Origin of the sequence: Allobosea psychrotolerans, from assembly GCF_002917105.1 — a bacterium.
Classification (GTDB): Bacteria; Pseudomonadota; Alphaproteobacteria; order Rhizobiales; family Beijerinckiaceae; genus Allobosea; species Allobosea psychrotolerans.
Genome location: NZ_PQFZ01000017.1, coordinates 97,185 through 115,826, shown reverse-complemented (window position 1 = coordinate 115,826; position 18,642 = coordinate 97,185). Strand labels below are relative to the sequence as shown.

Genomic DNA, 18,642 nt, shown 5'->3' with positions numbered 1-18,642 from the left:
CGGCTCGGCTCTCTTGATTAGATCGAGACCGCGTGGCGGCTCGGTTTGGCCTTGAGCTTCAGCGCCTCGCTTTCCTCGCGCTCGCGCGGGGTGTTGCGCATGAGCTGGTCCTTGCCGGGCTGGTATTGCACCGGCTGGGCGATATCGACGCCGTACCAGGCCGCGGCGCGCAGCACGAAGGAGGGATCGGCCAGATGCGGCCGGCCGAGCGCGACGAGGTCGGCGCGGCCTGAAGCGATGATGGTGTTGACCTGATCGGCCGATGTGATGTTGCCGACGCACATGGTCGCGACGCGAGCCTCGTTGCGGATCTGGTCGGAGAACGGCGTCTGGAACATGCGGCCATAGATCGGGCGGCTGTCATTGACGGTCTGCCCGGTCGAGACGTCGACGAGGTCGCAGCCCTCCTCCGCAAAGGCCGTGGAGATCGCGATCATGTCCTGCGGGGTTACGCCGCCCGCCTTCCAGTCGGTCGCGGAGATGCGCACCGACATCGGCTTCTCCAGCGGCCAGGCTTCGCGCAGGGCGCGGAAGACCTCGAGCGGATAGCGCAGGCGATTCTCGACCGAGCCGCCATACGCATCCGCCCGGTGATTGGTCAGCGGCGAGAGGAAGCTCGCCAACAGATAGCCATGGGCACAGTGCAGCTCCAGCATGTCGAAGCCGGCGCGCTCGCCGCGCTCGGCGGCCTGCACGAACTCGGCCTTCACCCGGTCCATGTCGGCGCGGCTCATCTCGCGCGGGGTCTGGCTCTCCGGATAGTAGGGCAAGGGCGAGGCCGAGATGATCGGCCAGGCGCCCTCCTCAAGCGGCCGGTCCATGCCCTCCCACATCAATCTGGTCGCGCCCTTGCGTCCAGCATGGCCGAGCTGGAGGCAGATCTTCGCCGCCGAATTGGCATGGACGAAGTCGACGATCCGGGCCCAGGCGGCTTCCTGCGCGTCGGTATAGAGGCCGGCGCAGCCCGGCGTGATGCGCGCATCGGCCGCCACGCAGGTCATCTCGGTGAAGATCAGCCCGGGGCCGCCGATGGCGCGCGAGCCGTAATGCATCAGGTGCCAGTCGTTGGGCAGGCCATCTTGCGCCGAATACTGGCACATCGGCGAGAGCACCATGCGGTTCTCGACCTGCATCTCGCGCAGCTTGAGCGGCTGGAAGGCCGGCGGCACGGGCGCGCCATCCTTGCGGGTGCGGGCAAGCGGGCCGAGTTCCTCAGCGACCAGCCTGTCGATCGCCGCGACGAAGCCCGGCGCGCGCAGGGCCAGATTGTCATAGGTGATCGCCTTGGAGCGCGTCATCAGGCCGAAGGCGAAACGCAGCGGGTCGAAGTCCCAGAAGCGGCGCAGCTGTTCGAACCAGACCAGCGAGACGTCGGCCGCGTGCTGGGTCTTCTCGACCTCCTCGCGGCGCGTGCGTTCGAACAATGCGAGCGCCTCAGCGACGTTCAATTGCGCCTTGCCGAAGGCCTTGTGCAGGGCGATCGCGTCTTCCATCGCGAGCTTGGTGCCCGAGCCGATCGAGAAATGCGCCGTCGCCTTGGCGTCGCCGATCAGGACGACGTTCTCCGAGACCCAGTTGCGGCAACGGATCATCGGGAAATTCCGCCAGAGCGAGCGATTGGTGATCAGCTTGTGGCCCTGCAGTTCCTCGGCGAAGACACCTTCGAGAAAGGCGGCCGATTCCGCTTCGCCCAGCCTGTCGAGCCCCGCCTTGGCAAAGGTCTCGGGATCGGTCTCCAGCACCCAGGTCGAGCGGCCGACCTCATATTGGTAGCAATGGGCGATGAAGAGCCCGAATTCGGTCTCCTTGAAGAAGAAGTTGAAGGCGTCGAAGGGACGGGTCGACCCCATCCAGGTGAAGATGTTGGGCCGCAGGTCGGTCTCGGGCTGGAAGCGCTCGCGCCACCCCTCGCGGATCCGGCTGTTGATGCCGTCAGCGGCGACGACGAGATCATAGTCGCGCTTCAACGCCTCGATATCGTCGGCCTCTTCGCCGAACCGAAGAGCGACGCCCAGTTCGCGGGCGCGTGCCTGCACCAGCATGAGCAGGGAACGCCGCGAGCAGCCGCAGAAACCGTTGCCGGAGACGCGGTGGACGCTCTCCTTGAAATGGATCTCGATATCGTCCCAGTATGCGAAATTGTCGCGGATCGCGGCATAGCTTGTCGCATCGGCCGCCTTGAAGGTGTCGAGCGTCTGGTCGGAGAAGACGACGCCGAAGCCGAAGGTGTCGTCGGGCTGGTTGCGCTCGAAGACCGTGACATCGAGCTGCGGCCAGTCGCGCTTCATCAGGAGCGCGAAATAGAGCCCGGCGGGTCCGCCGCCAACGACCGCGATGCGCATCATGACCTCCGAAACATGGGCTATGAAATTATTTTAGGTCTGAAATAATTTTATCTCAAGAGGCTCATTTCATTCGCCGACTCATGCAAGCTTGAAGCGTGAAATCGGACGCGCATCAGCCGTATAACGTGGTTTCTACCGAGCTTCTCGGCCTGCCTCGAAGCCGATCACGGCGCTTGCAAATTCCTTTAGACCTAAAATATATTGGCTTATCAGGAGATCGCTCAGGATGGGTCTTGCAGGACAGCATGCACTGGTGACAGGCGGTGGGCGCGGCATCGGCCGCGCCGTTGCGGCCGCGCTGAAGCGCGAGGGCGCCCGCGTCAGCATCATCGGGCGCGACGCGAAGGTTCTGCAAGAGGCGGTCGAGGCCGGCGACGCCGACGCGTTCATGTCCTGCGATATCCGCGACGAGGCAGCGACTGCCGTCGCCGCTGCCGCCTTGGCGCAAACCCAGCCCTTCGACATCGCCGTCGCCAATGCCGGCGCAGTCGAGACCGGGCCGTTCGCGCGCAGCGATGCCGAGCGCTTCCGCCGCATGAGCGAGATCAATCTGATCGGAACGGTCAACGCCTTCCACGCGGTGCTGCCCGGCATGCTGGAGCGCCGCAATGGTCGCTTGATCGCCATCGCCTCGACCGCCGGGCATCGCGGCTATGCCTATGTCTCGGCCTATGCCGCCGCCAAACATGCCGTGATCGGCCTGGTGCGCTCGCTCGCGCTGGAAACGGCACGCGCCGGCGTCACGGTCAACGCGATCTGCCCCGGCTACACCGACACCGACATGGTCGCAGGCAGCATCAGCGCGATCACCGCCAAGACCAGCCTTTCGGATGAGCAGGCGCTGGCGCAATTGGTGAAGGATAATCCGCAGGGGCGTTTGATCGCGCCGCAAGAGGTCGCCGCCGCCGTGCTCTATCTCTGCGGGCCGACCAGCCAATCCATCACCGGACAATCGATCCTGATCAATGGCGGGGAGTTCTAGGCCATGGAAACGCCCTCCCCCAGCCTCGTGCTCGACCGCGAGACCAAGGCCAGCGAACGCCCCGGCGATCACAAGGATGAATTGCGGCTCTGGCTCAGACTGCTGACCTGCTCGACCCTGATCGAGACCGAGATCCGCAACCGCCTGCGCGAGGAGTTCAAGACGACACTGCCGCGCTTCGACCTGATGGCGCAGCTCGAGAAATCGACCACCGGCATGACCGTCGGCGAGGTCTCGCAGCGATTGATGGTCTCGAACGGCAACGTCACCGCCGTCGTCGCCGGGCTCCTGGCCGATGGGCTCGTCGACAAGCGTGCCGCCGCGCAGGACCGGCGCGTGCAGGTGCTGACGCTGACGGCGCAGGGACGCAAGGCCTTCAAGGCGATGGCCGAGCGGCATGAGGGTTGGATCGCGGAGCTTTTTGCGGGGCTCGACCCTACCGAGACCACGCAATTGTTCCGGTTGCTCGGCCGCACCAAGACCTCGCTGCATGCGGCGATCGCGCAGCGCGCCAACGGAGACAAGGCATGAGCCTCGCCAACGCCACGACCTTGCCGCTGGTGGGTTTCACGCCGGTACATTTCGAGCTGAACGTCGCGGGCAAGGTCGCGACGGTGACGCTGAACCGGCCTGAGAAGAAGAATCCGCTGACCTTCGCAAGCTACCGCGAGCTCACCGATTTCTTCCTGGCCGCGCAGAAGGAAGAGGACGTCAAGGCGATCGTCGTCACCGGCGCCGGCGGCAACTTCTCCTCGGGCGGCGATGTCTTCGAGATCATCGGGCCGCTGGTCGCGATGGAGACCAAGGAGCTGTTGAAGTTCACCCGCATGACCGGGGAACTGGTCAAGGCGATGCGCGCCTGCCCACAGCCGGTCATCGCCGCGATCGACGGCATCTGCGCCGGCGCAGGCGCGATCATGGCGATGGCCTCGGATCTGCGGCTGGGCACGGCCGAGAGCAAGATCGCCTTCCTGTTCAACCGCGTCGGCCTCGCCGGCTGCGACATGGGCGCCTGCGCGATGCTGCCGCGCATCGTCGGCCAGGGCCGCGCAGCCGAAATGCTCTACACCGGCCGCGCGCTGAAGGGCGAGGAAGCCGAACGCTGGGGCTTCCTCAACCGGCTCGTGACCAAGGAGGGCCTGCTCGGCGAAGCCCAGGCGCTCGCAGCCGAGCTCGCCGACGGGCCGACCTTCGCCAACGCCATGACCAAGCGCATGCTCGAAATGGAATGGGCGATGTCGGTCGAGAGTGCGATCGAGGCAGAGGCCGTGGCGCAGGCCTTGTGCATGCAGACCGAGGATTTCGCCCGCGCCTACCGCGCCTTCGCCAACAAGCAGAAGCCGGTCTTCGAGGGGAATTGAGATGGCGGGCAGCGGCATTCTCGGCCAGGCGCCCTCGGGCATGACACCTCTGGGCATGGCGATCCTGGGCGACACGCTCGACTGGCCCTTCTTCGAGGACCGCCATCGCGGCTTCGCCGAGGGGCTTTCGGCCTGGGCCGACGCCACCCTGACCGGCTTGCCGCATGACGATGTCGATGCCGCCTGCCGAGCCCGCGTCAAGGCGCTTGGCGAGGCGGGCTTCCTCAAGGCCGTCGTGCCGGCAGCCTATGGCGGCCTGAGCGAGGCGCTCGACGTCCGCACGCTCTGCCTCGCCCGCGAGATCCTGGCGGCGCGTGACGGGCTCGCCGATTTCGCCTTCGCCATGCAGGGGCTCGGCACGGGTTCGATCACGCTCGCGGGCTCGCAGGCGATGAAGCAGCACATCCTGCCCGGCATCCGCGACGGCAAGCGCATCGCCGCCTTCGCACTGTCGGAGCGGGAAGCGGGTTCCGACGTCGCCGCCATGGCGACCAGCGCCACGCCGGACGGCAACACGCATATCCGGATCGACGGCGAAAAGACCTGGATCTCGAATGGCGGCATCGCCGACCACTATGTCGTCTTCGCCCGAACGGCCGAGGCGCCCGGCGCGCGCGGACTTTCCGCCTTCCTGGTCGAGGCGGACACGCCTGGCCTGAGCATTGCCGAGCGCATCGACGTGATCGCGCCGCACCCGCTCGCCACCTTGCGCTTCGATGCCTGCCGCATCCCGGTCGAGAACCGCATCGGCGGCCCCGGCGACGGCTTCAAGGTCGCGATGGCCACGCTCGACATCTTCCGCTCGACAGTCGGCGCAGCCGCTCTCGGTTTTGCACGGAGGGCGCTGCACGAGACGGTCTCGCACGCCAATGGCCGCAAGCTCTTCGGCGGCACGCTCGGCGACCTGCAATTGTCGCAAGCGGCCATCGCCGACAGCGCGGCCGAGGTCGATGCCGCAGCGCTGCTTATCTATCGCGCCGCCTGGACCAAGGATCGTGGCGCACCCCGCGTCACCCGCGAGGCGGCGCTCGCCAAACTCGTCGCAACAGAGAACGCCCAGCGCGTCATCGACCGTGCCGTCCAGATCCATGGCGGGCTCGGCGTGACCAAGGGCGTCAAGGTGGAGGAATTGTACCGGGAAATTAGGGCCTTGCGCATCTATGAGGGCGCCAGCGAGGTCCAGAAGGTCGTGATCGCACGCGACCTGCTCAAGACACATGCCGAGAAGGCAGGGGAACGAGATGACAGCAACCGGATTCGCGAGATCGGGGCATGAGGACGGTTTCGCGCGGGACAACCTGCCGCCGCGCGACAGCTGGCCCGATCTCAGGCTGACAGAAGCGGGGCTGACCTATCCGGAACGGCTCAACGTCGTCACGGAGCTGCTCGACCGCCATGTCTTGGAAGGGCGGGGCGGACGGACCGCGATCATCGCGGGCGATCTGCGCTGGAGCTATGCCGATCTCGCCGAACAGGTGAACCGCATCGCCAATGTGCTGATACGCGACCTCGGCATGGTCACGGGCAACCGCGTGCTGCTGCGCGCCGCCAACACGCCGATGATGGTGGCGAGCTATCTCGCCGTGCTGAAGGCCGGCGGCGTCGTGGTTGCGACCATGCCGATGCTGCGTGCGGGTGAGCTCATCTATCCGATCCGCAAGGCGAAGATTGCGCTGGCGCTGTGCGACCATCGCTTGCTCGGCGAGCTGGAGGCGGCGCAGGCCCAGGCGCCGGAGCTGACACGGATCGTGAGCTGGGGCGACGACGCCACTGGCAGCCTGGACGCACTGATGCGCCAGCCCGGCTATGAGAACTTCACCGCCGCCGACACGGCGAGCGACGATGTCTGCCTGATCGGCTTCACCTCCGGCACGACCGGCGAGCCCAAGGGCACGATGCATTTCCAGCGCGACATCCTGGCAATCTGCGACTGCTATGGTGCCCGCGTGCTCAAAGCCGATCCGGAGGACCGCTTCATCGGCTCGCCGCCGCTCGCCTTCACCTTCGGACTCGGCGGGCTCGTGCTTTTCCCGATGCGGATCGGCGCGGCGATGATCCTGCCGGAGAAGGCCGGCCCACCCGATCTGATCGACGCGATCGAGCGTCACAAGGCCTCCGTCGTCTTCACCGCGCCGACAGCCTATCGCGCCATGCTCGACCGGCTCGAAGGGCGCGACATCTCCAGCTTGCGCATCTGCGTCTCGGCCGGCGAGGCCCTGCCCAAGCCGACTTTCGACGCCTGGCAGGCCAGGACCGGGCTGCCGCTGATGGACGGCATCGGCGCAACCGAGATGCTGCACATCTTCATCGGCGCACCGCGCGAGACGATCAGGCCGGGCGCGACCGGTCTCCCCGTTCCCGGCTATGAGGCCAAGATCATCGATGAAGCCGGCGTCGAGTGCCCCGACGGCACGCCCGGCCGGCTGGCGGTGCGTGGCCCGACCGGCTGCCGCTATCTCGCCGATGCGCGCCAGGCCAAATATGTGCTGGATGGCTGGAACGTCACCGGCGACACCTATCTGCGCGATGCGGACGGCTATTTCTGGTATCAGGCCCGCTCCGACGACATGATCATCTCGGCCGGCTACAATATCGCCGGCCCCGAAGTCGAAATCTGCCTGCTGACGCACCCTGCGGTCGCCGAATGCGGCGTCGTCGGCGCGCCCTGCCCGGACCGGGGACAGATCGTCAAAGCCTATGTCGTGCTGCGCGAGGGCATCCTGGGCGATGCGAACCTCGTCAAGGAGTTGCAGGAGCACGTGAAAGCGCATATCGCGCCCTATAAATACCCGCGCGCCATCGCGTTCGTGACGGCCCTGCCCAAAACGCCGACCGGCAAGCTGCAGCGCTTCGCATTGCGCGAGATCGCGCGCAGCGAGGCCTGACCCTTCTTCGAAACACGAGCCGGAACGGCCAAACCGAGGCGACACCATGTCGAGTGCTGCAACACAACGCGCCATCCTGCCGGAGGGCTGGCCCACACCACGCGGCTATGCCAACGGCATGGTCGCGGAGGGGCGCGTCCTGGTCACCGGCGGGCTCGTCGGCTGGGACGAGGCCGGCGTCTTCGCGCAGGGCTTCCTGCCGCAGCTCCGACAGACGCTGATCAACATCAAGGCCGTGGTCGAGGCCGGCGGCGGGCAGGTCGAGGATATCGTCCGGCTGACCTGGTACGTCACCGACATCGCGACCTATCGCGCCAGCCTGAAGGAGATGGGACCCGTCTATCGCGAGGTGCTCGGCCGGCATTTCCCCGCCATGGCCGTGGTGCAGGTGGTGGCGCTGGTCGAGCCGCAGGCCCTGATCGAGATCGAGGCGACCGCGGTCGTCGGCCGCTGAAAGCCTGACCCGTGAAGGCCTGCCCCGGCGCGGCGATTATGTTTCTATATGTTTCGGTCACCGCATTTCGAAAACAATCGAAACCAAGATCTTTTCCGCAATGGCACAGGCTTAGCGATCCGGCATGGATTTCTCGTTGACTCTGTTTGCGCCGTCGACCGACGGCAATCAGTGATGGAGACATTTCATGTCGAGCATCGGCAGCGTTGGCGGCTTTCGTCCGCCTCCGCCGAAACCACCCAGCTTCGATACACTAGATAGCAACAGCAGCGGCTCCCTCAGCCTCGACGAGTTCCAGAGCGGAGCTCCCAAGGGTACTGACAGCGCCAAGAGCGAAGCGCTTTTCAAGGCGATCGACAGCGACAGCGACGGCTCGGTCACAAAGGCGGAGTCGGATGCGTTCAAGGCCAAGGCCGAAAAGGCAGGCCAGCAGCTGCAATCCTTCCTGTTCGGGCTTCAATCCGGCCAGACCAGCAGCGCCAGCGACAGCACGACGAGCGGCGGGACCGATATCTTCTCGCAGATCGATGCCAACTCCGACGGCAGCATCGCCAAGGACGAGTTCACCCAGGCCTTCTCCACGGGCACGAGCGACTCGACCAGCGCCTTGGGGGACCTCTTCGACGCGATCGACTCCGACTCCGACGGATCGATCTCCAAGGACGAGCAGTCCGCCTTCCAGGACACGCTCAAGGCCGCCGGACCGCCGCCACCGCCGCCGCCGCAGGACGCCTCCAGCGAGAGTTCCGACGATCAGGACATCTTCTCGCAGCTCGACGCGAATTCCGATGGCAGCGTCGCCAAGGACGAATTCCTGAGCGCCCTGAACTCCGACAAGACGGCTTCCGGTTCCAGCGATCTTCTGAGCAAGCTGTTCGATGCAATCGATTCCGACAAGAACGGATCGATTTCCAAGGACGAGCAGACCGCCTTCCAGCAAGCGTCGGACAAGCGTGGCCCCCCGCCTCAGCCCCCGGCCGCGTTCCTCAACGCCTCGCAGAGCTATGGCAACGTTTACCAGTTGGGAAGCGCGAGCTCCGCAACCAGCAGCTATTCGCAGGCGGCGTGATCCCCATCGCCTGATCAACCCCGGCCGGCAGAATGCCGGTCGGCGTCTCCTGGATACCCTGCGTCTCTCAGATACCTGCACCGTCCTGCAACGCCGAGTCTGCGCGCTCGCGCCACAGCAGCGCGTGGAGCCTGCGCAGCAGCGGCCGCAGGGCGATATCCCCGAGCGCCAGCACAGCTGATATGCCGACCTGTTCAGTTACCGCCCAGGCCGCCAGGAACAGCCCGGCAGTGCTCAGCAGCCGCCAGCTCACTGCAGCGAGCCACAACCGGCGATCGGGCGTTCCGGAGCGGCCGACGGTCCGGATGAGCGTCTGCCGCAAACGCGCCAACTGACCGGTCGCCACGCCACCGGCATCGGCTTCGCCCGCAGCCGCCTCGACGAAGCCGAAAGCAACCGTCTCATTGCTGATCCGGTCGATCAGGATGAAGCCACCGAGTTCACGGTTCTCCTGGTAAGGCAGGGCGATAACGGGCTTGTCGAGCTTCAAGCTGACGAAGCCGATGCCGTTCATGCGCAGGCTCTGGGCCGGCACCGGACGGAAGCCCTCGATATCGATGCTGTGATGCAGCACTTCCAGCGTCGCATTGGCGCTTTGCGTCGCGAGCTTGAGCAGGAACTGGCCGCCCTGCAGCAAGGCCCGTTCGCCGGTCCAGAGCAGGCGCGCCTTCATTTCGCGGCCGGCCGGCACAGACGAAGACGCGGCGACGATGACATCGCCGCGCGAGACATCGACATCGTCCTCCAACGTCACGGTCACGGCCTGGCCGACGGCGGCGTTGCTGGCCTCGCCTGCCGCGCCGATCAAACGGGCGATCCGGCTCGCGCGCCCCGAGGGCAGGACGGTCACGGCATCGCCGACGCGCGCCCGGCCGCGAACGGCCAGACCGGCATAGCCGCGGAAATCGAGATTGGGCCGATTGACCCATTGCACCGGCAGGACGAAGCCGCCCTCGCCTTGCCGCTCCGGCGCGACGGCGATGGTCTCGAGCAAGGGCAGCAGCGCCGGCCCGTCATGCCAGGGCATGGCGGGCGAGCGGCGCATCACATTCTCGCCGTCGCGCGCCGAGACCGGGACGAAGCGGACCGAGGCGAAGCCGAGCGACTTCGTCGCCTCGCGATAATCCGCGACGATGCGTCGGAAGACGGTCTCGTCATAGCCGACGAGGTCCATCTTGTTGACCGCGACGACGACATGACGGACCCCGACCAGCGAGACGATGAAGGAGTGCCGCCGCGTCTGCGGCAGCAGGCCCTTGCGCGCATCGATCAGGATGATGGCGAGATCGGCCGTCGAGGCGCCTGTCGCCATGTTGCGGGTGTATTGCTCGTGGCCGGGCGTGTCGGCGACGATGAAGCTGCGCTTCTCCGTGGCGAAATAGCGATAGGCGACGTCGATGGTGATGCCCTGCTCGCGCTCGGCCGACAGGCCGTCGACGAGCAAGGCGAAATCGGGCTGGGTCCCTTGCGTGCCGAATTTGCGGGAATCGGCGTCGAGCGTGTCGAGCTGATCGTCGAGCACCGCACCCGCCTCGTAGAGCATCCGGCCGATCAGCGTCGACTTGCCGTCATCGACCGAACCGCAGGTGATGAAGCGCAGCAGCGAATGCTGGCCCGAGGCATCGAGCCCGGACGAGTCATTGGCAGGAACCTGCCCGGCAGCCGGGCCCGAGGACCGCTTCTCCTTGGCCAGCGCGGTCATCAGAAATAGCCTTCCTGCTTCTTCTGCTCCATCGAGCCCGCACCGTCATGGTCGATGACGCGGCCCTGGCGCTCCGACGAACGCGAGGAGCGCATCTCGGCAATGATCTCGGTCAGGCTCGCCGCTTCGCTCTCGACCGCTCCCGTCAGCGGATAGCAGCCGAGCGTGCGGAAGCGGACCATGCGGCTCTCGACGACCTCGCCGGGCAGGAGCCCCATGCGCTCGTCATCGCGCATGATCCAAGCGCCGTCGCGCTTCACCACCGGGCGCGGAGCGGCAAAGTAAAGCGGCACGACCTGGATATTCTCGAGCGCGATGTAATCCCAAACGTCGCGCTCGGTCCAATTGGAGAGCGGAAATACGCGAAAACTCTCGCCCTTGTGCTTGCGGGTGTTGAACAATTGCCAGGGCTCGGGTCTCTGGTTCTTCGGGTCCCAGCGATGCTCGGGCGAGCGCAGGGAGAAGACGCGCTCCTTGGCGCGGCTCTTCTCCTCGTCGCGCCGGGCGCCCCCGAAGGCCGCGTCGAATTTGTGCAGGTCGAGCGCCTGTTTCAGGCCTTGCGTCTTCATCACATCGGTATGGATGCGCGAGCCCGAGGCGAAGGGGCCGATGCCGGCCTTCACGCCCTCCTGGTTGACATGCACGATGAGATCGAGCCCGAGCCGGGCAGCTGTCTCGTCGCGGAAGGCGATCATCTCGCGGAACTTCCAGGTCGTATCGACATGGAGGAGCGGGAAAGGCGGCTTGGCCGGATAGAACGCCTTCATGGCGAGATGCAGCAGGACAGCTGAATCCTTGCCGATCGAATAGAGCAGCACCGGCTTGTCGCAAGTCGCCACGACCTCGCGAATGATGAAGATCGCCTCGGCTTCGAGCTTCTGGAGATGGCTGAGCTGGATCATGCGCCTGCCCCGAGCGAAGCGGGCTTCGCTCGCGTCAGCTTCCCATCCGGACCGACATGGAGCCCGCATTCCTTGGCCGCATCCTCCTCCCACCACCAGCGCCCGGCCCGCTCCGGCTCGCCGGGGCGAATGGCACGCGTGCAGGGCTGGCAACCGATCGAAACGAAACCCTTCTCGTGCAGCGGGTTGAGCGGAACGCCATTCGCCTTGGCGAAGGCGAGCGTTCTGTCGCGCGACCAGTCGAGCAATGGGCTGAGCTTGATCAGCCCCCTCGCCGCCTCGGCCTCGGCGAAGCGGACGCCGCCGCGCGCGGCCGACTGATCGGCGCGCAGGCCGGTGATCCAGATGTCGGCGCCTGCCAGCGCCCGCCCGAGCGGCTCCACCTTGCGAATGTCGCAGCAGGCCTTGCGCGCCTCGCGCGAGGTGTAGAAGCCGTCGAGGCCATGCCTGCCGACAAACCCCTCGACCGCGTCATGGCGCGGATAGAAGGGCAGGATCCGGACGCCGAAATGCGCCTCTGTCTCTTTCCAGAGCGCGTGGACCTCCGGAAACAGCCGATCGGTGTCGAGCGTCACGATCTCGACGGGAAGTCCGGCATCGATGATGAAATGGGTGAGGACCTGGTCCTCCAGGCCGAAGCTGGTGGTGAAGACGAGGCGACCATGCGCGGCTGCCGCGGCGCCGGCGAGCCGGGCGGCAACATCCGCCGCGCCGAACGCCTCGTTCAAGGCCTGGGCCCGCCGCTCCAGCGGCGTACCAGCAGCTGGCGCGTCCGAAGCGGTGATCTGACCGGATAGGCCAGGTGGATTCAAGAGATCGGCGGACATCGGTTTTCGCCAGGTGAAGCGTTCGGTAAATCGAACGCTTCACCTAGACCCGATATGCTGAATGATCAATTCACAGGCAGTAGCGTGGTTTTTCTTATTTCACTTCGAAAGGAGAAAAACCTTCCGCAGCACGGCGAAAAGCCCGATTCCGTTGCGGAATTGCGGGCGCTCGCACCCATGCGCAGGCTCAGATGCCGCGCGTGGCACCACCATCGATGCGGATCTTGGCGCCGGTGACATAGCTCGCCCGCGTGCTGGCCAGGAAGGCAACGACATCGGCGAATTCCTGCGCCGTGCCGTAGCGCCCGACGGGAATCGTCGCGCGCGAGGCCTTTGCCGCCTCCTCGGGCGTGATGCCGGTGCGGTCAGCGGCGGCCTTGTCGAGCTGGTCGACGCGCTCGGTATGAATGCGCCCGGGCAGGACGACATTCACCGTGACGCCTTGCGCGGCGACTTCCGTCGAGAGCGTCTTCGACCAGCCGATCACCGCCGAGCGGATGCCGTTCGACAGCGCCAGGCGCGGGATCGGCTGTTCCACGCCGGACGAGGCGATGGTGATGATGCGGCCGAAGCCACGCCCCGTCATGCCGGGCAGCAGGCCCTGCGCGAGATGGAAGAGGTTGGCCGCCATCCCCTCGAAATGCTTCAGCCAGTCCTCGCGCTTGGCCTCGCGCGCCTCGGCCGGCGGCGGGCCGCCCGAATTGCCGATCAGGATGTCGACGCCCCCAGTGCCATTGAGCTCACCGAGAAAGGCGTCGACGGCGGTGATATCCGACAGATCGAGGCTCGCGGCTGAGATGCGCCCGCGTACCTCTGCGGGACAGTCGGCGATCCAGGCATTGGTCGCCGCGACGTTGCGCGCGGCCGCGATCACCGTCGCACCCTCCGTCGCGAGCGTCCGCGCGATGGCGGCACCGAGGCCGCGGCTCGCGCCCAGCACCAGCGCGCGCTTGTCGTGAAGGCCGAGATCCATGATGTGCTCCGTCCGGTTTCCTGGGCGCGCGAGTCCGCACGCCGTCGGCTCGCTGATAGCGGCTCGGCCTCGCCAAGGGAATGGCCGCCTTCGCCGGGGCCGACAGGACGAGGGCGCGTTGCGCGGGCACGTGCTAAAGTCGGATGATTTCAGATGGGATCACTCCGTGACTCCATCTGAAATCATCCGTCCCTCATCTAAAAGTGAGAGCAGGATCAATGCGAAAAAGCCGGTTCCTACTTTTTCGCATCCTGCTCTGGGTTGCAGCCGGCATCGCCTTTCGGCCAGATTGACAGACGGCATCGGCCAGCGGAAAATTGTGCGAAATCAAAATAATAGTGCGGTAATCGCACGTTTTGGGAGGGTATCATGCCGAAATCGACAACCGCCTTATCGCGCCGCGCCTTGCTGGCCCTGGGCGGCACGGCGCTCATGCTCGCTTCGGCGCAGGCACAGGCGCAGGCACAACAGACCGTCAAGATCGGCCTGATCCTGCCGATGACCGGCCCCTTCGCCGGTGCGATCGGCCGCCAGATCGAGGCCGCCGCGAAGCTCTACATGGCCCAGAATGGCGCCAGCGTCGCGGGCAAGACGATCGAGCTGATCATCAAGGATGATACCGGCACGCCCGACGTCACCCGCCGCATCGCGCAGGAGCTGCTGGTCAACGACAAGGTCTCCTTCCTGGCCGGTTTCGGGCTGACCCCACTCGCCTTCGCGGTCGCGCCGCTGGCGACGCAGTCGAAGACGCCGCAGATCGTCATGGCGGCAGGCACCTCCTCGATCACCGAACAATCCCCCTTCATCGTGCGAACCTCCTTCACCTTGCCGCAGGTGACGATCGGCATCGCCGACTGGGCCTCCAAGAACGGTATCAAGAAGGCGATGACGCTGGTCGCCGATTACGGCCCAGGCCTCGACGCCGAGAAGTCGTTCAAGGAGCGACTGACGGCAGCCGGCGGCGAGATCACCGGCGAAATCCGAATCCCGCTGCGCAATCCCGATTTTTCACCCTTCCTGCAGCGCGTCACGGACGCCAAACCCGATGCGCTCTTCGTCTTCGTGCCATCGGGCCTGGGCGTGCAGTTCATGAAGCAATTCGTCGAGCGCGGCCTGGACAAGTCCGGCATCCGGCTGATCGCGACCGGCGACGTCACCGATGACGAGTCGCTCGACAGCATGGGCGACGTCACGCTCGGCCTCGTCACCACGCATCATTATTCGGCGGCCCATCCTTCGCCCGAGAACAAGGCCTTCGTCGAGGCCTTCCGCAAGGCCGCCAATGTGCGGCCCAATTTCATGGCGGTGGGCGGCTGGGACGGCATGCACCTGATCTATCAGGCGCTGAAGAAGACCAATGGCGACACCGACGGCACCAAGCTGGTCGAGGCGATGAAGGGCATGAGCTGGGTCAGTCCGCGCGGGCCGATCTCGATCGACCCCAAGACGCGCGACATCATCCAGAACGTCTATGTCCGCAAGGTCGAGAAGGTGAATGGCGAACTTTACAATGTCGAGTTCTCGACCTTCGAGGCCGTGCCGGACCCGGTGAAGGCAGCCAAGTGAGGCACTGATCATCAAGACCGCAACCGTCTTTGCGAGCACCCGGGTCTTGCCTTCGGCAAGCCCGAGTACAGGCTCCGCGAAGCAATCCAGAGCGGCCGTGTTCGGCCTCCCCTGGATGGCTTCGTCGCTGCGCACACCAACCCGAGAGCGGAGCCCTCCTTGCTGACCATCCTGTTCGACGGGATCGCCTATGGCATGCTGCTCTTCGTGCTGGCGGCAGGGCTGGCCGTGACGCTGGGATTGATGAACTTCGTCAACCTGGCGCATGGCGCCTTCGCCATGGCCGGCGGCTACGCCACCGTCATCCTGATGAACCGCTTCGGGCTGCCCTTCCTGCTCTGCCTGCCGCTCGCCTTCCTGTTCAGCGCGGCGCTGGGCTTCATCTTCGAGCGCTTGCTCTATCGGCACATGTATGAGCGCAGCCATCTCGACCAGGTGCTCTTCTCGATCGGCCTGGTTTTCATGTCGATCGCCGCGACCGACTATCTGATGGGCTCGCAGCAGCAGAACATCCATCTGCCGGCTTATCTGCAGGGCCGCATCTTCATCGGCGGGGTCGGCATCGGCATCTACCGGCTCTTCATCGTGGTGCTTTGCAGCCTGATGGCGCTTGGCCTGCAATGGATGCTGGCGAAGACGCGCTTCGGCAGCCAATTGCGCGCCGCCGTCGATGACCGGCGCGCCGCGCGCGGGCTCGGCATCCCGGTGGTCAAGGTCTTCGCCATCACCTTTGCCTTCGGTTCCGGGCTGGCGGGGCTGGGCGGCGCGCTCGGTGCCGAGATCGTCGGGCTCGATCCGACCTTCCCGCTCAAATTCATGCTCTACTTTCTGATCGTGGTTACGGTTGGCGGCACCTCGAGCCTGACCGGGCCGCTGCTGGCAGCGCTCATGCTCGGCGTCGCCGACGTGATGGGCAAATATCTCGTGCCGCAGCTTGGAGCCTTCATCATCTATGCGATCATGCTCGCGGTCCTGATGCTCAGGCCGCAGGGCCTGTTCGCGCGTGGGCGCTGAGATGCTCAGCAAACCTCCCAGCACCAGGCCATTGGGGGCGCAAGCGCCCTCGCCCGCCGCCTTCCTGCAAGCGAGGGCAGCCTGGCGCTGGCCGGAAATCCTGTTCTGGATCAGTGCTTTCGGATTGATTCTTCTGTTTCCGAATCGCCATCTCCTGCTCAACGAAATCGCGATCCTGGGGCTGTTCGCGCTCTCGCTCGACCTGATCCTGGGCTATGCCGGCATCGTCTCGCTCGGCCATGCCGCCTTCTTCGGCGTCGGGGCCTATGCCGCAGGGCTGCTGGCCAAGCACGGCGTTTCCGAGCCGGTGACCGGGCTCCTGCTGTCTGGGGCGGCGGCCGGTCTCGTCGGCTTCCTCGCCAGTTTCATGATCCTGCGCGGCACCGATCTGACCCGGCTGATGGTGACGCTCGGCGTCGCCCTGATCTTCCACGAACTCGCCAACCGGCTCGACTGGATCACCGGCGGCGCGGACGGCTTGCTCGGCATCTCGGTTGGCCCGATCCTGGGCCGCTTCGATTTCGATTTCGCCGGCACCACGGCCTATACCTACAGCCTGACCGCGACATTCCTGCTCTTCCTGCTGGCAAGGCGGATCGTGCATTCGCCTTTCGGCCTGTCGCTGAAGGCACTCAAGGACAACCACCTGCGCGCGGCAACGATCGGCATCGCGCCGAACCGACGCATCGTCGCGATCTACACATTGGCCGCCGTCTATGCCGGCATGGCGGGAGCCCTGCTCACCCAGACGACGCAGTTCGTCTCGCTGGAGATGCTCGATTTCGCGCGCTCGGCCGATGCACTGCTGGTGCTCGTCATCGGCGGCTCCGGCTATCTCTATGGCGGGCTGATCGGCGCGATCGCCTTCAAGCTGATGAAGGACACGCTCTCGGCGATGACACCGGCCTATTGGATCTTCTGGATGGGCTTCATCCTGGTGATCCTGGTGCTGATCGGTCGCGACCGCCTGATGGCCACGCTGGCCAGGCCTTTCGCCCCGCTGCTCAAGCTGCTGGGAGCGCGCCGGCCGTGACGCTAGCTCACCAGACACTTGCCCTCCAGACACTTGGCCTGAGCAAGTCCTTCGGCGGCTTCAGGGCCAATTCGGATATCTCGCTCTGCGTCGCCAGGGGTGCGCGCCATGCGCTGATCGGCCCCAACGGCGCCGGCAAGACCACCTTCATCAACCTGCTCACGGGCGTGGTGCCGGCGACCTCCGGCACGGTCCGGCTGCTGGACGAGGATGTGACGCGCGTCAGCCAGCAGGGCCGCGTCAAGCGCGGCATGGCGCGGACCTACCAGATCAACCAGCTCTTCGCCGATCTCACGCCGATCGAGACCGTCGGCCTCGCCATCGCCGAGCGCGAGGGTGCCGGTGCGCGCTGGTGGAGCCGCGTCGGCCAGAACAGTGCGGTCGTCGACGAGGCCGAGGCGCTGCTCACGCGCATGAAGCTCGGCGAGGTGATGATGTGGCGCACCGCGACACTGCCTTATGGCAAGCAGCGGCTGCTCGAAATCGCGCTCGCCATGGCCTGCAAGCCGAAACTGCTCCTGCTCGACGAGCCGGCCGCCGGCGTGCCGGAGGATGAACGCCACGACGTGCTCGACAGCGTCGAGGCACTGCCGCAGGACGTCACCGTCCTGCTGATCGAACACGACATGGAGCTGGTCTTCTCCTTCGCCGACCGGATCTCGGTCCTGGTCCAGGGCCAGCTCTTCGCGGAAGGCGGCGTCGAGGAGATTTCGACCGACCCGCGCGTGAAGGCCGTCTATCTCGGGGAGGACGCGCATGTCTGAGCCCGATAGCATCCTCGGCCTGCTCGAAATCGACGACCTCGTCGCCGGCTATCGCGAGGCGATCGTCATAAACGGGCTGTCGCTGCGGCTCGCAGACGGCAAGGCGCTGGCGCTGCTGGGGCGCAACGGCACCGGCAAGACCACGCTGATCGACACGATCATGGGGCTGACCCGTCATATCTCGGGCCGCATCCGCTTCAAAGGCGAGGACATCACCCATTTGCCGCCCGAGCGGCGCGCGGCGATCGGCATCGGCTGGGTTCCCCAGGAGCGCAACATCTTCCGCTCGCTCACGGTCGAGGAGAACCTGACCGTCGTTCAACGCGGCACGGCCTGGACGGTCGCGCGTGCCTATGCATTGTTCCCGCGTCTCGGCGAGCGCCGCCGCAATCTCGGCAACCAGCTCTCCGGCGGCGAACAGCAGATGCTGGCGGTCGCGCGCGCCTTGATGCTCGATCCCGCCCTGTTGCTGCTCGACGAGCCGCTGGAAGGGCTTGCCCCGATCATCGTCGATGAATTGCTGGCTGCGATCGCCCGGCTCAACCGCGAGGACGGGCTGACCACGATCCTGGTCGAGCAGAAGGCGCGCAAGATCCTGCCTTTCACCGACGAGGCGATCATCCTTGAGCGGGGCGCCATCGTCCACGCCGCGCGCTCCGAAGCACTCTTGGCTGACGAGACGGCCATGTCCGCCCATCTCGCCGTCGCCGAACGGCCTGCCCGCTCGCGACGGTCGCCAGCATCCCACAACCAGACCTGATCCGA

General features: G+C 65.9%; 17 protein-coding genes. 12 read left to right on the top strand and 5 right to left on the bottom strand.

Annotated elements, in window-relative coordinates:
- Positions 1 to 17: 17 nt before the first annotated feature.
- Positions 18 to 2,342, bottom strand: a complete 2,325-nt coding sequence (locus tag CYD53_RS23245; RefSeq protein ID WP_103720501.1) for a bifunctional salicylyl-CoA 5-hydroxylase/oxidoreductase — start codon at positions 2,340 to 2,342, stop codon at positions 18 to 20.
- A 229-nt stretch (positions 2,343 to 2,571) separates the two neighbouring features.
- Here CYD53_RS23245 and CYD53_RS23240 point away from each other — a divergent pair, with 229 nt between their 5' ends.
- The 7 genes from CYD53_RS23240 to CYD53_RS23210 all read left to right on the top strand — a co-directional run bounded on the left by CYD53_RS23240 (position 2,572) and on the right by CYD53_RS23210 (position 9,096).
- Positions 2,572 to 3,327, top strand: a complete 756-nt coding sequence (locus CYD53_RS23240; protein WP_103720461.1) for an SDR family NAD(P)-dependent oxidoreductase — start codon at positions 2,572 to 2,574, stop codon at positions 3,325 to 3,327.
- 3 nt (positions 3,328 to 3,330) lie between these two features.
- Positions 3,331 to 3,858 carry a MarR family winged helix-turn-helix transcriptional regulator gene (locus CYD53_RS23235; protein ID WP_103720460.1) on the top strand — a complete coding sequence of 176 codons (528 nt, stop codon included), beginning with the start codon at positions 3,331 to 3,333 and terminating at the stop codon, positions 3,856 to 3,858.
- Entirely contained in the window at positions 3,855 to 4,688 is an 834-nt protein-coding gene (locus tag CYD53_RS23230; protein WP_103720459.1) for an enoyl-CoA hydratase family protein, read from the top strand. Before CYD53_RS23235 ends, CYD53_RS23230 begins: the two co-directional genes overlap by 4 nt.
- Positions 4,689 to 4,728: 40 nt before the next feature.
- The gene (locus CYD53_RS23225) at positions 4,729 to 5,964 is read left to right on the top strand and encodes an acyl-CoA dehydrogenase family protein (protein ID WP_210202415.1); all 1,236 of its coding nucleotides are present in this window, start codon (positions 4,729 to 4,731) and stop codon (positions 5,962 to 5,964) included.
- On the top strand, positions 5,930 to 7,573 hold the full coding sequence (locus tag CYD53_RS23220; protein ID WP_245928388.1) for a benzoate-CoA ligase family protein: 1,644 nt from the start codon (positions 5,930 to 5,932) through the stop codon (positions 7,571 to 7,573). Before CYD53_RS23225 ends, CYD53_RS23220 begins: the two co-directional genes overlap by 35 nt.
- A gap of 46 nt (positions 7,574 to 7,619) precedes the next feature.
- Positions 7,620 to 8,027 (top strand): RidA family protein, encoded by a 408-nt coding sequence (locus CYD53_RS23215; protein WP_103720457.1) that lies wholly within the window; start codon positions 7,620 to 7,622, stop codon positions 8,025 to 8,027.
- Positions 8,028 to 8,214: 187 nt separating this feature from the next.
- Positions 8,215 to 9,096: an EF-hand domain-containing protein gene (locus tag CYD53_RS23210; RefSeq protein WP_103720456.1), complete on the top strand. Its 882-nt coding sequence runs from the start codon at positions 8,215 to 8,217 to the stop codon at positions 9,094 to 9,096.
- A gap of 67 nt (positions 9,097 to 9,163) precedes the next feature.
- Here the strand turns inward: CYD53_RS23210 and cysN are convergent, their stop codons facing one another.
- The 4 genes from cysN to CYD53_RS23190 form a co-directional block, all read right to left on the bottom strand.
- Positions 9,164 to 10,798: a sulfate adenylyltransferase subunit CysN gene (gene cysN / locus CYD53_RS23205; RefSeq protein ID WP_103720455.1), complete on the bottom strand. Its 1,635-nt coding sequence runs from the start codon at positions 10,796 to 10,798 to the stop codon at positions 9,164 to 9,166.
- Positions 10,798 to 11,700: a sulfate adenylyltransferase subunit CysD gene (gene cysD / locus CYD53_RS23200; protein ID WP_103720454.1), complete on the bottom strand. Its 903-nt coding sequence runs from the start codon at positions 11,698 to 11,700 to the stop codon at positions 10,798 to 10,800. Before cysD ends, cysN begins: the two co-directional genes overlap by 1 nt.
- Positions 11,697 to 12,527: a phosphoadenylyl-sulfate reductase gene (locus tag CYD53_RS23195; protein WP_103720453.1), complete on the bottom strand. Its 831-nt coding sequence runs from the start codon at positions 12,525 to 12,527 to the stop codon at positions 11,697 to 11,699. The genes cysD and CYD53_RS23195 overlap by 4 nt, the downstream gene beginning before the upstream one ends.
- A gap of 187 nt (positions 12,528 to 12,714) precedes the next feature.
- On the bottom strand, positions 12,715 to 13,500 hold the full coding sequence (locus tag CYD53_RS23190) for an SDR family oxidoreductase (protein ID WP_103720452.1): 786 nt from the start codon (positions 13,498 to 13,500) through the stop codon (positions 12,715 to 12,717).
- A 369-nt stretch (positions 13,501 to 13,869) separates the two neighbouring features.
- On the opposite strand from CYD53_RS23190, the gene CYD53_RS23185 reads away from it, so the two are divergent.
- From CYD53_RS23185 to CYD53_RS23165, 5 genes are all read left to right on the top strand, one after another.
- Positions 13,870 to 15,066 (top strand): ABC transporter substrate-binding protein, encoded by a 1,197-nt coding sequence (locus CYD53_RS23185; protein WP_425428335.1) that lies wholly within the window; start codon positions 13,870 to 13,872, stop codon positions 15,064 to 15,066.
- A 159-nt stretch (positions 15,067 to 15,225) separates the two neighbouring features.
- Positions 15,226 to 16,080, top strand: coding sequence for a branched-chain amino acid ABC transporter permease (locus CYD53_RS23180; protein ID WP_103720451.1), 855 nt, complete (start codon positions 15,226 to 15,228; stop codon positions 16,078 to 16,080).
- Between the two features lies 1 nt (position 16,081).
- The gene (locus tag CYD53_RS23175) at positions 16,082 to 17,113 is read left to right on the top strand and encodes a branched-chain amino acid ABC transporter permease (RefSeq protein ID WP_103720498.1); all 1,032 of its coding nucleotides are present in this window, start codon (positions 16,082 to 16,084) and stop codon (positions 17,111 to 17,113) included.
- Complete coding sequence (locus CYD53_RS23170; RefSeq protein ID WP_103720450.1) at positions 17,110 to 17,877, top strand: ABC transporter ATP-binding protein; 768 nt, start codon at positions 17,110 to 17,112, stop codon at positions 17,875 to 17,877. The genes CYD53_RS23175 and CYD53_RS23170 overlap by 4 nt, the downstream gene beginning before the upstream one ends.
- A gap of 10 nt (positions 17,878 to 17,887) precedes the next feature.
- Entirely contained in the window at positions 17,888 to 18,637 is a 750-nt protein-coding gene (locus tag CYD53_RS23165) for an ABC transporter ATP-binding protein (RefSeq protein WP_103720497.1), read from the top strand.
- Positions 18,638 to 18,642: the final 5 nt, after the last annotated feature.

Bases quoted from the DNA above. Each gene is read 5' to 3' on its own strand.
- CYD53_RS23240 (WP_103720461.1), top strand. From the start codon at position 2,572: ATGGGTCTTGCAGGACAGCATGCACTGGTGACAGGCGGTGGGCGCGGC.
- CYD53_RS23185 (WP_425428335.1), top strand. From the start codon at position 13,870: ATGCCGAAATCGACAACCGCCTTATCGCGCCGCGCCTTGCTGGCCCTG.
- cysD (WP_103720454.1), bottom strand. From the start codon at position 11,700: ATGATCCAGCTCAGCCATCTCCAGAAGCTCGAAGCCGAGGCGATCTTC.
- CYD53_RS23245 (WP_103720501.1), bottom strand. From the start codon at position 2,342: ATGCGCATCGCGGTCGTTGGCGGCGGACCCGCCGGGCTCTATTTCGCG.
- CYD53_RS23195 (WP_103720453.1), bottom strand. From the start codon at position 12,527: ATGTCCGCCGATCTCTTGAATCCACCTGGCCTATCCGGTCAGATCACC.
- CYD53_RS23190 (WP_103720452.1), bottom strand. From the start codon at position 13,500: ATGGATCTCGGCCTTCACGACAAGCGCGCGCTGGTGCTGGGCGCGAGC.
- CYD53_RS23175 (WP_103720498.1), top strand. From the start codon at position 16,082: ATGCTCAGCAAACCTCCCAGCACCAGGCCATTGGGGGCGCAAGCGCCC.
- cysN (WP_103720455.1), bottom strand. From the start codon at position 10,798: ATGACCGCGCTGGCCAAGGAGAAGCGGTCCTCGGGCCCGGCTGCCGGG.
- CYD53_RS23220 (WP_245928388.1), top strand. From the start codon at position 5,930: ATGACAGCAACCGGATTCGCGAGATCGGGGCATGAGGACGGTTTCGCG.
- CYD53_RS23225 (WP_210202415.1), top strand. From the start codon at position 4,729: ATGACACCTCTGGGCATGGCGATCCTGGGCGACACGCTCGACTGGCCC.
- CYD53_RS23215 (WP_103720457.1), top strand. From the start codon at position 7,620: ATGTCGAGTGCTGCAACACAACGCGCCATCCTGCCGGAGGGCTGGCCC.
- CYD53_RS23210 (WP_103720456.1), top strand. From the start codon at position 8,215: ATGTCGAGCATCGGCAGCGTTGGCGGCTTTCGTCCGCCTCCGCCGAAA.
- CYD53_RS23230 (WP_103720459.1), top strand. From the start codon at position 3,855: ATGAGCCTCGCCAACGCCACGACCTTGCCGCTGGTGGGTTTCACGCCG.
- CYD53_RS23235 (WP_103720460.1), top strand. From the start codon at position 3,331: ATGGAAACGCCCTCCCCCAGCCTCGTGCTCGACCGCGAGACCAAGGCC.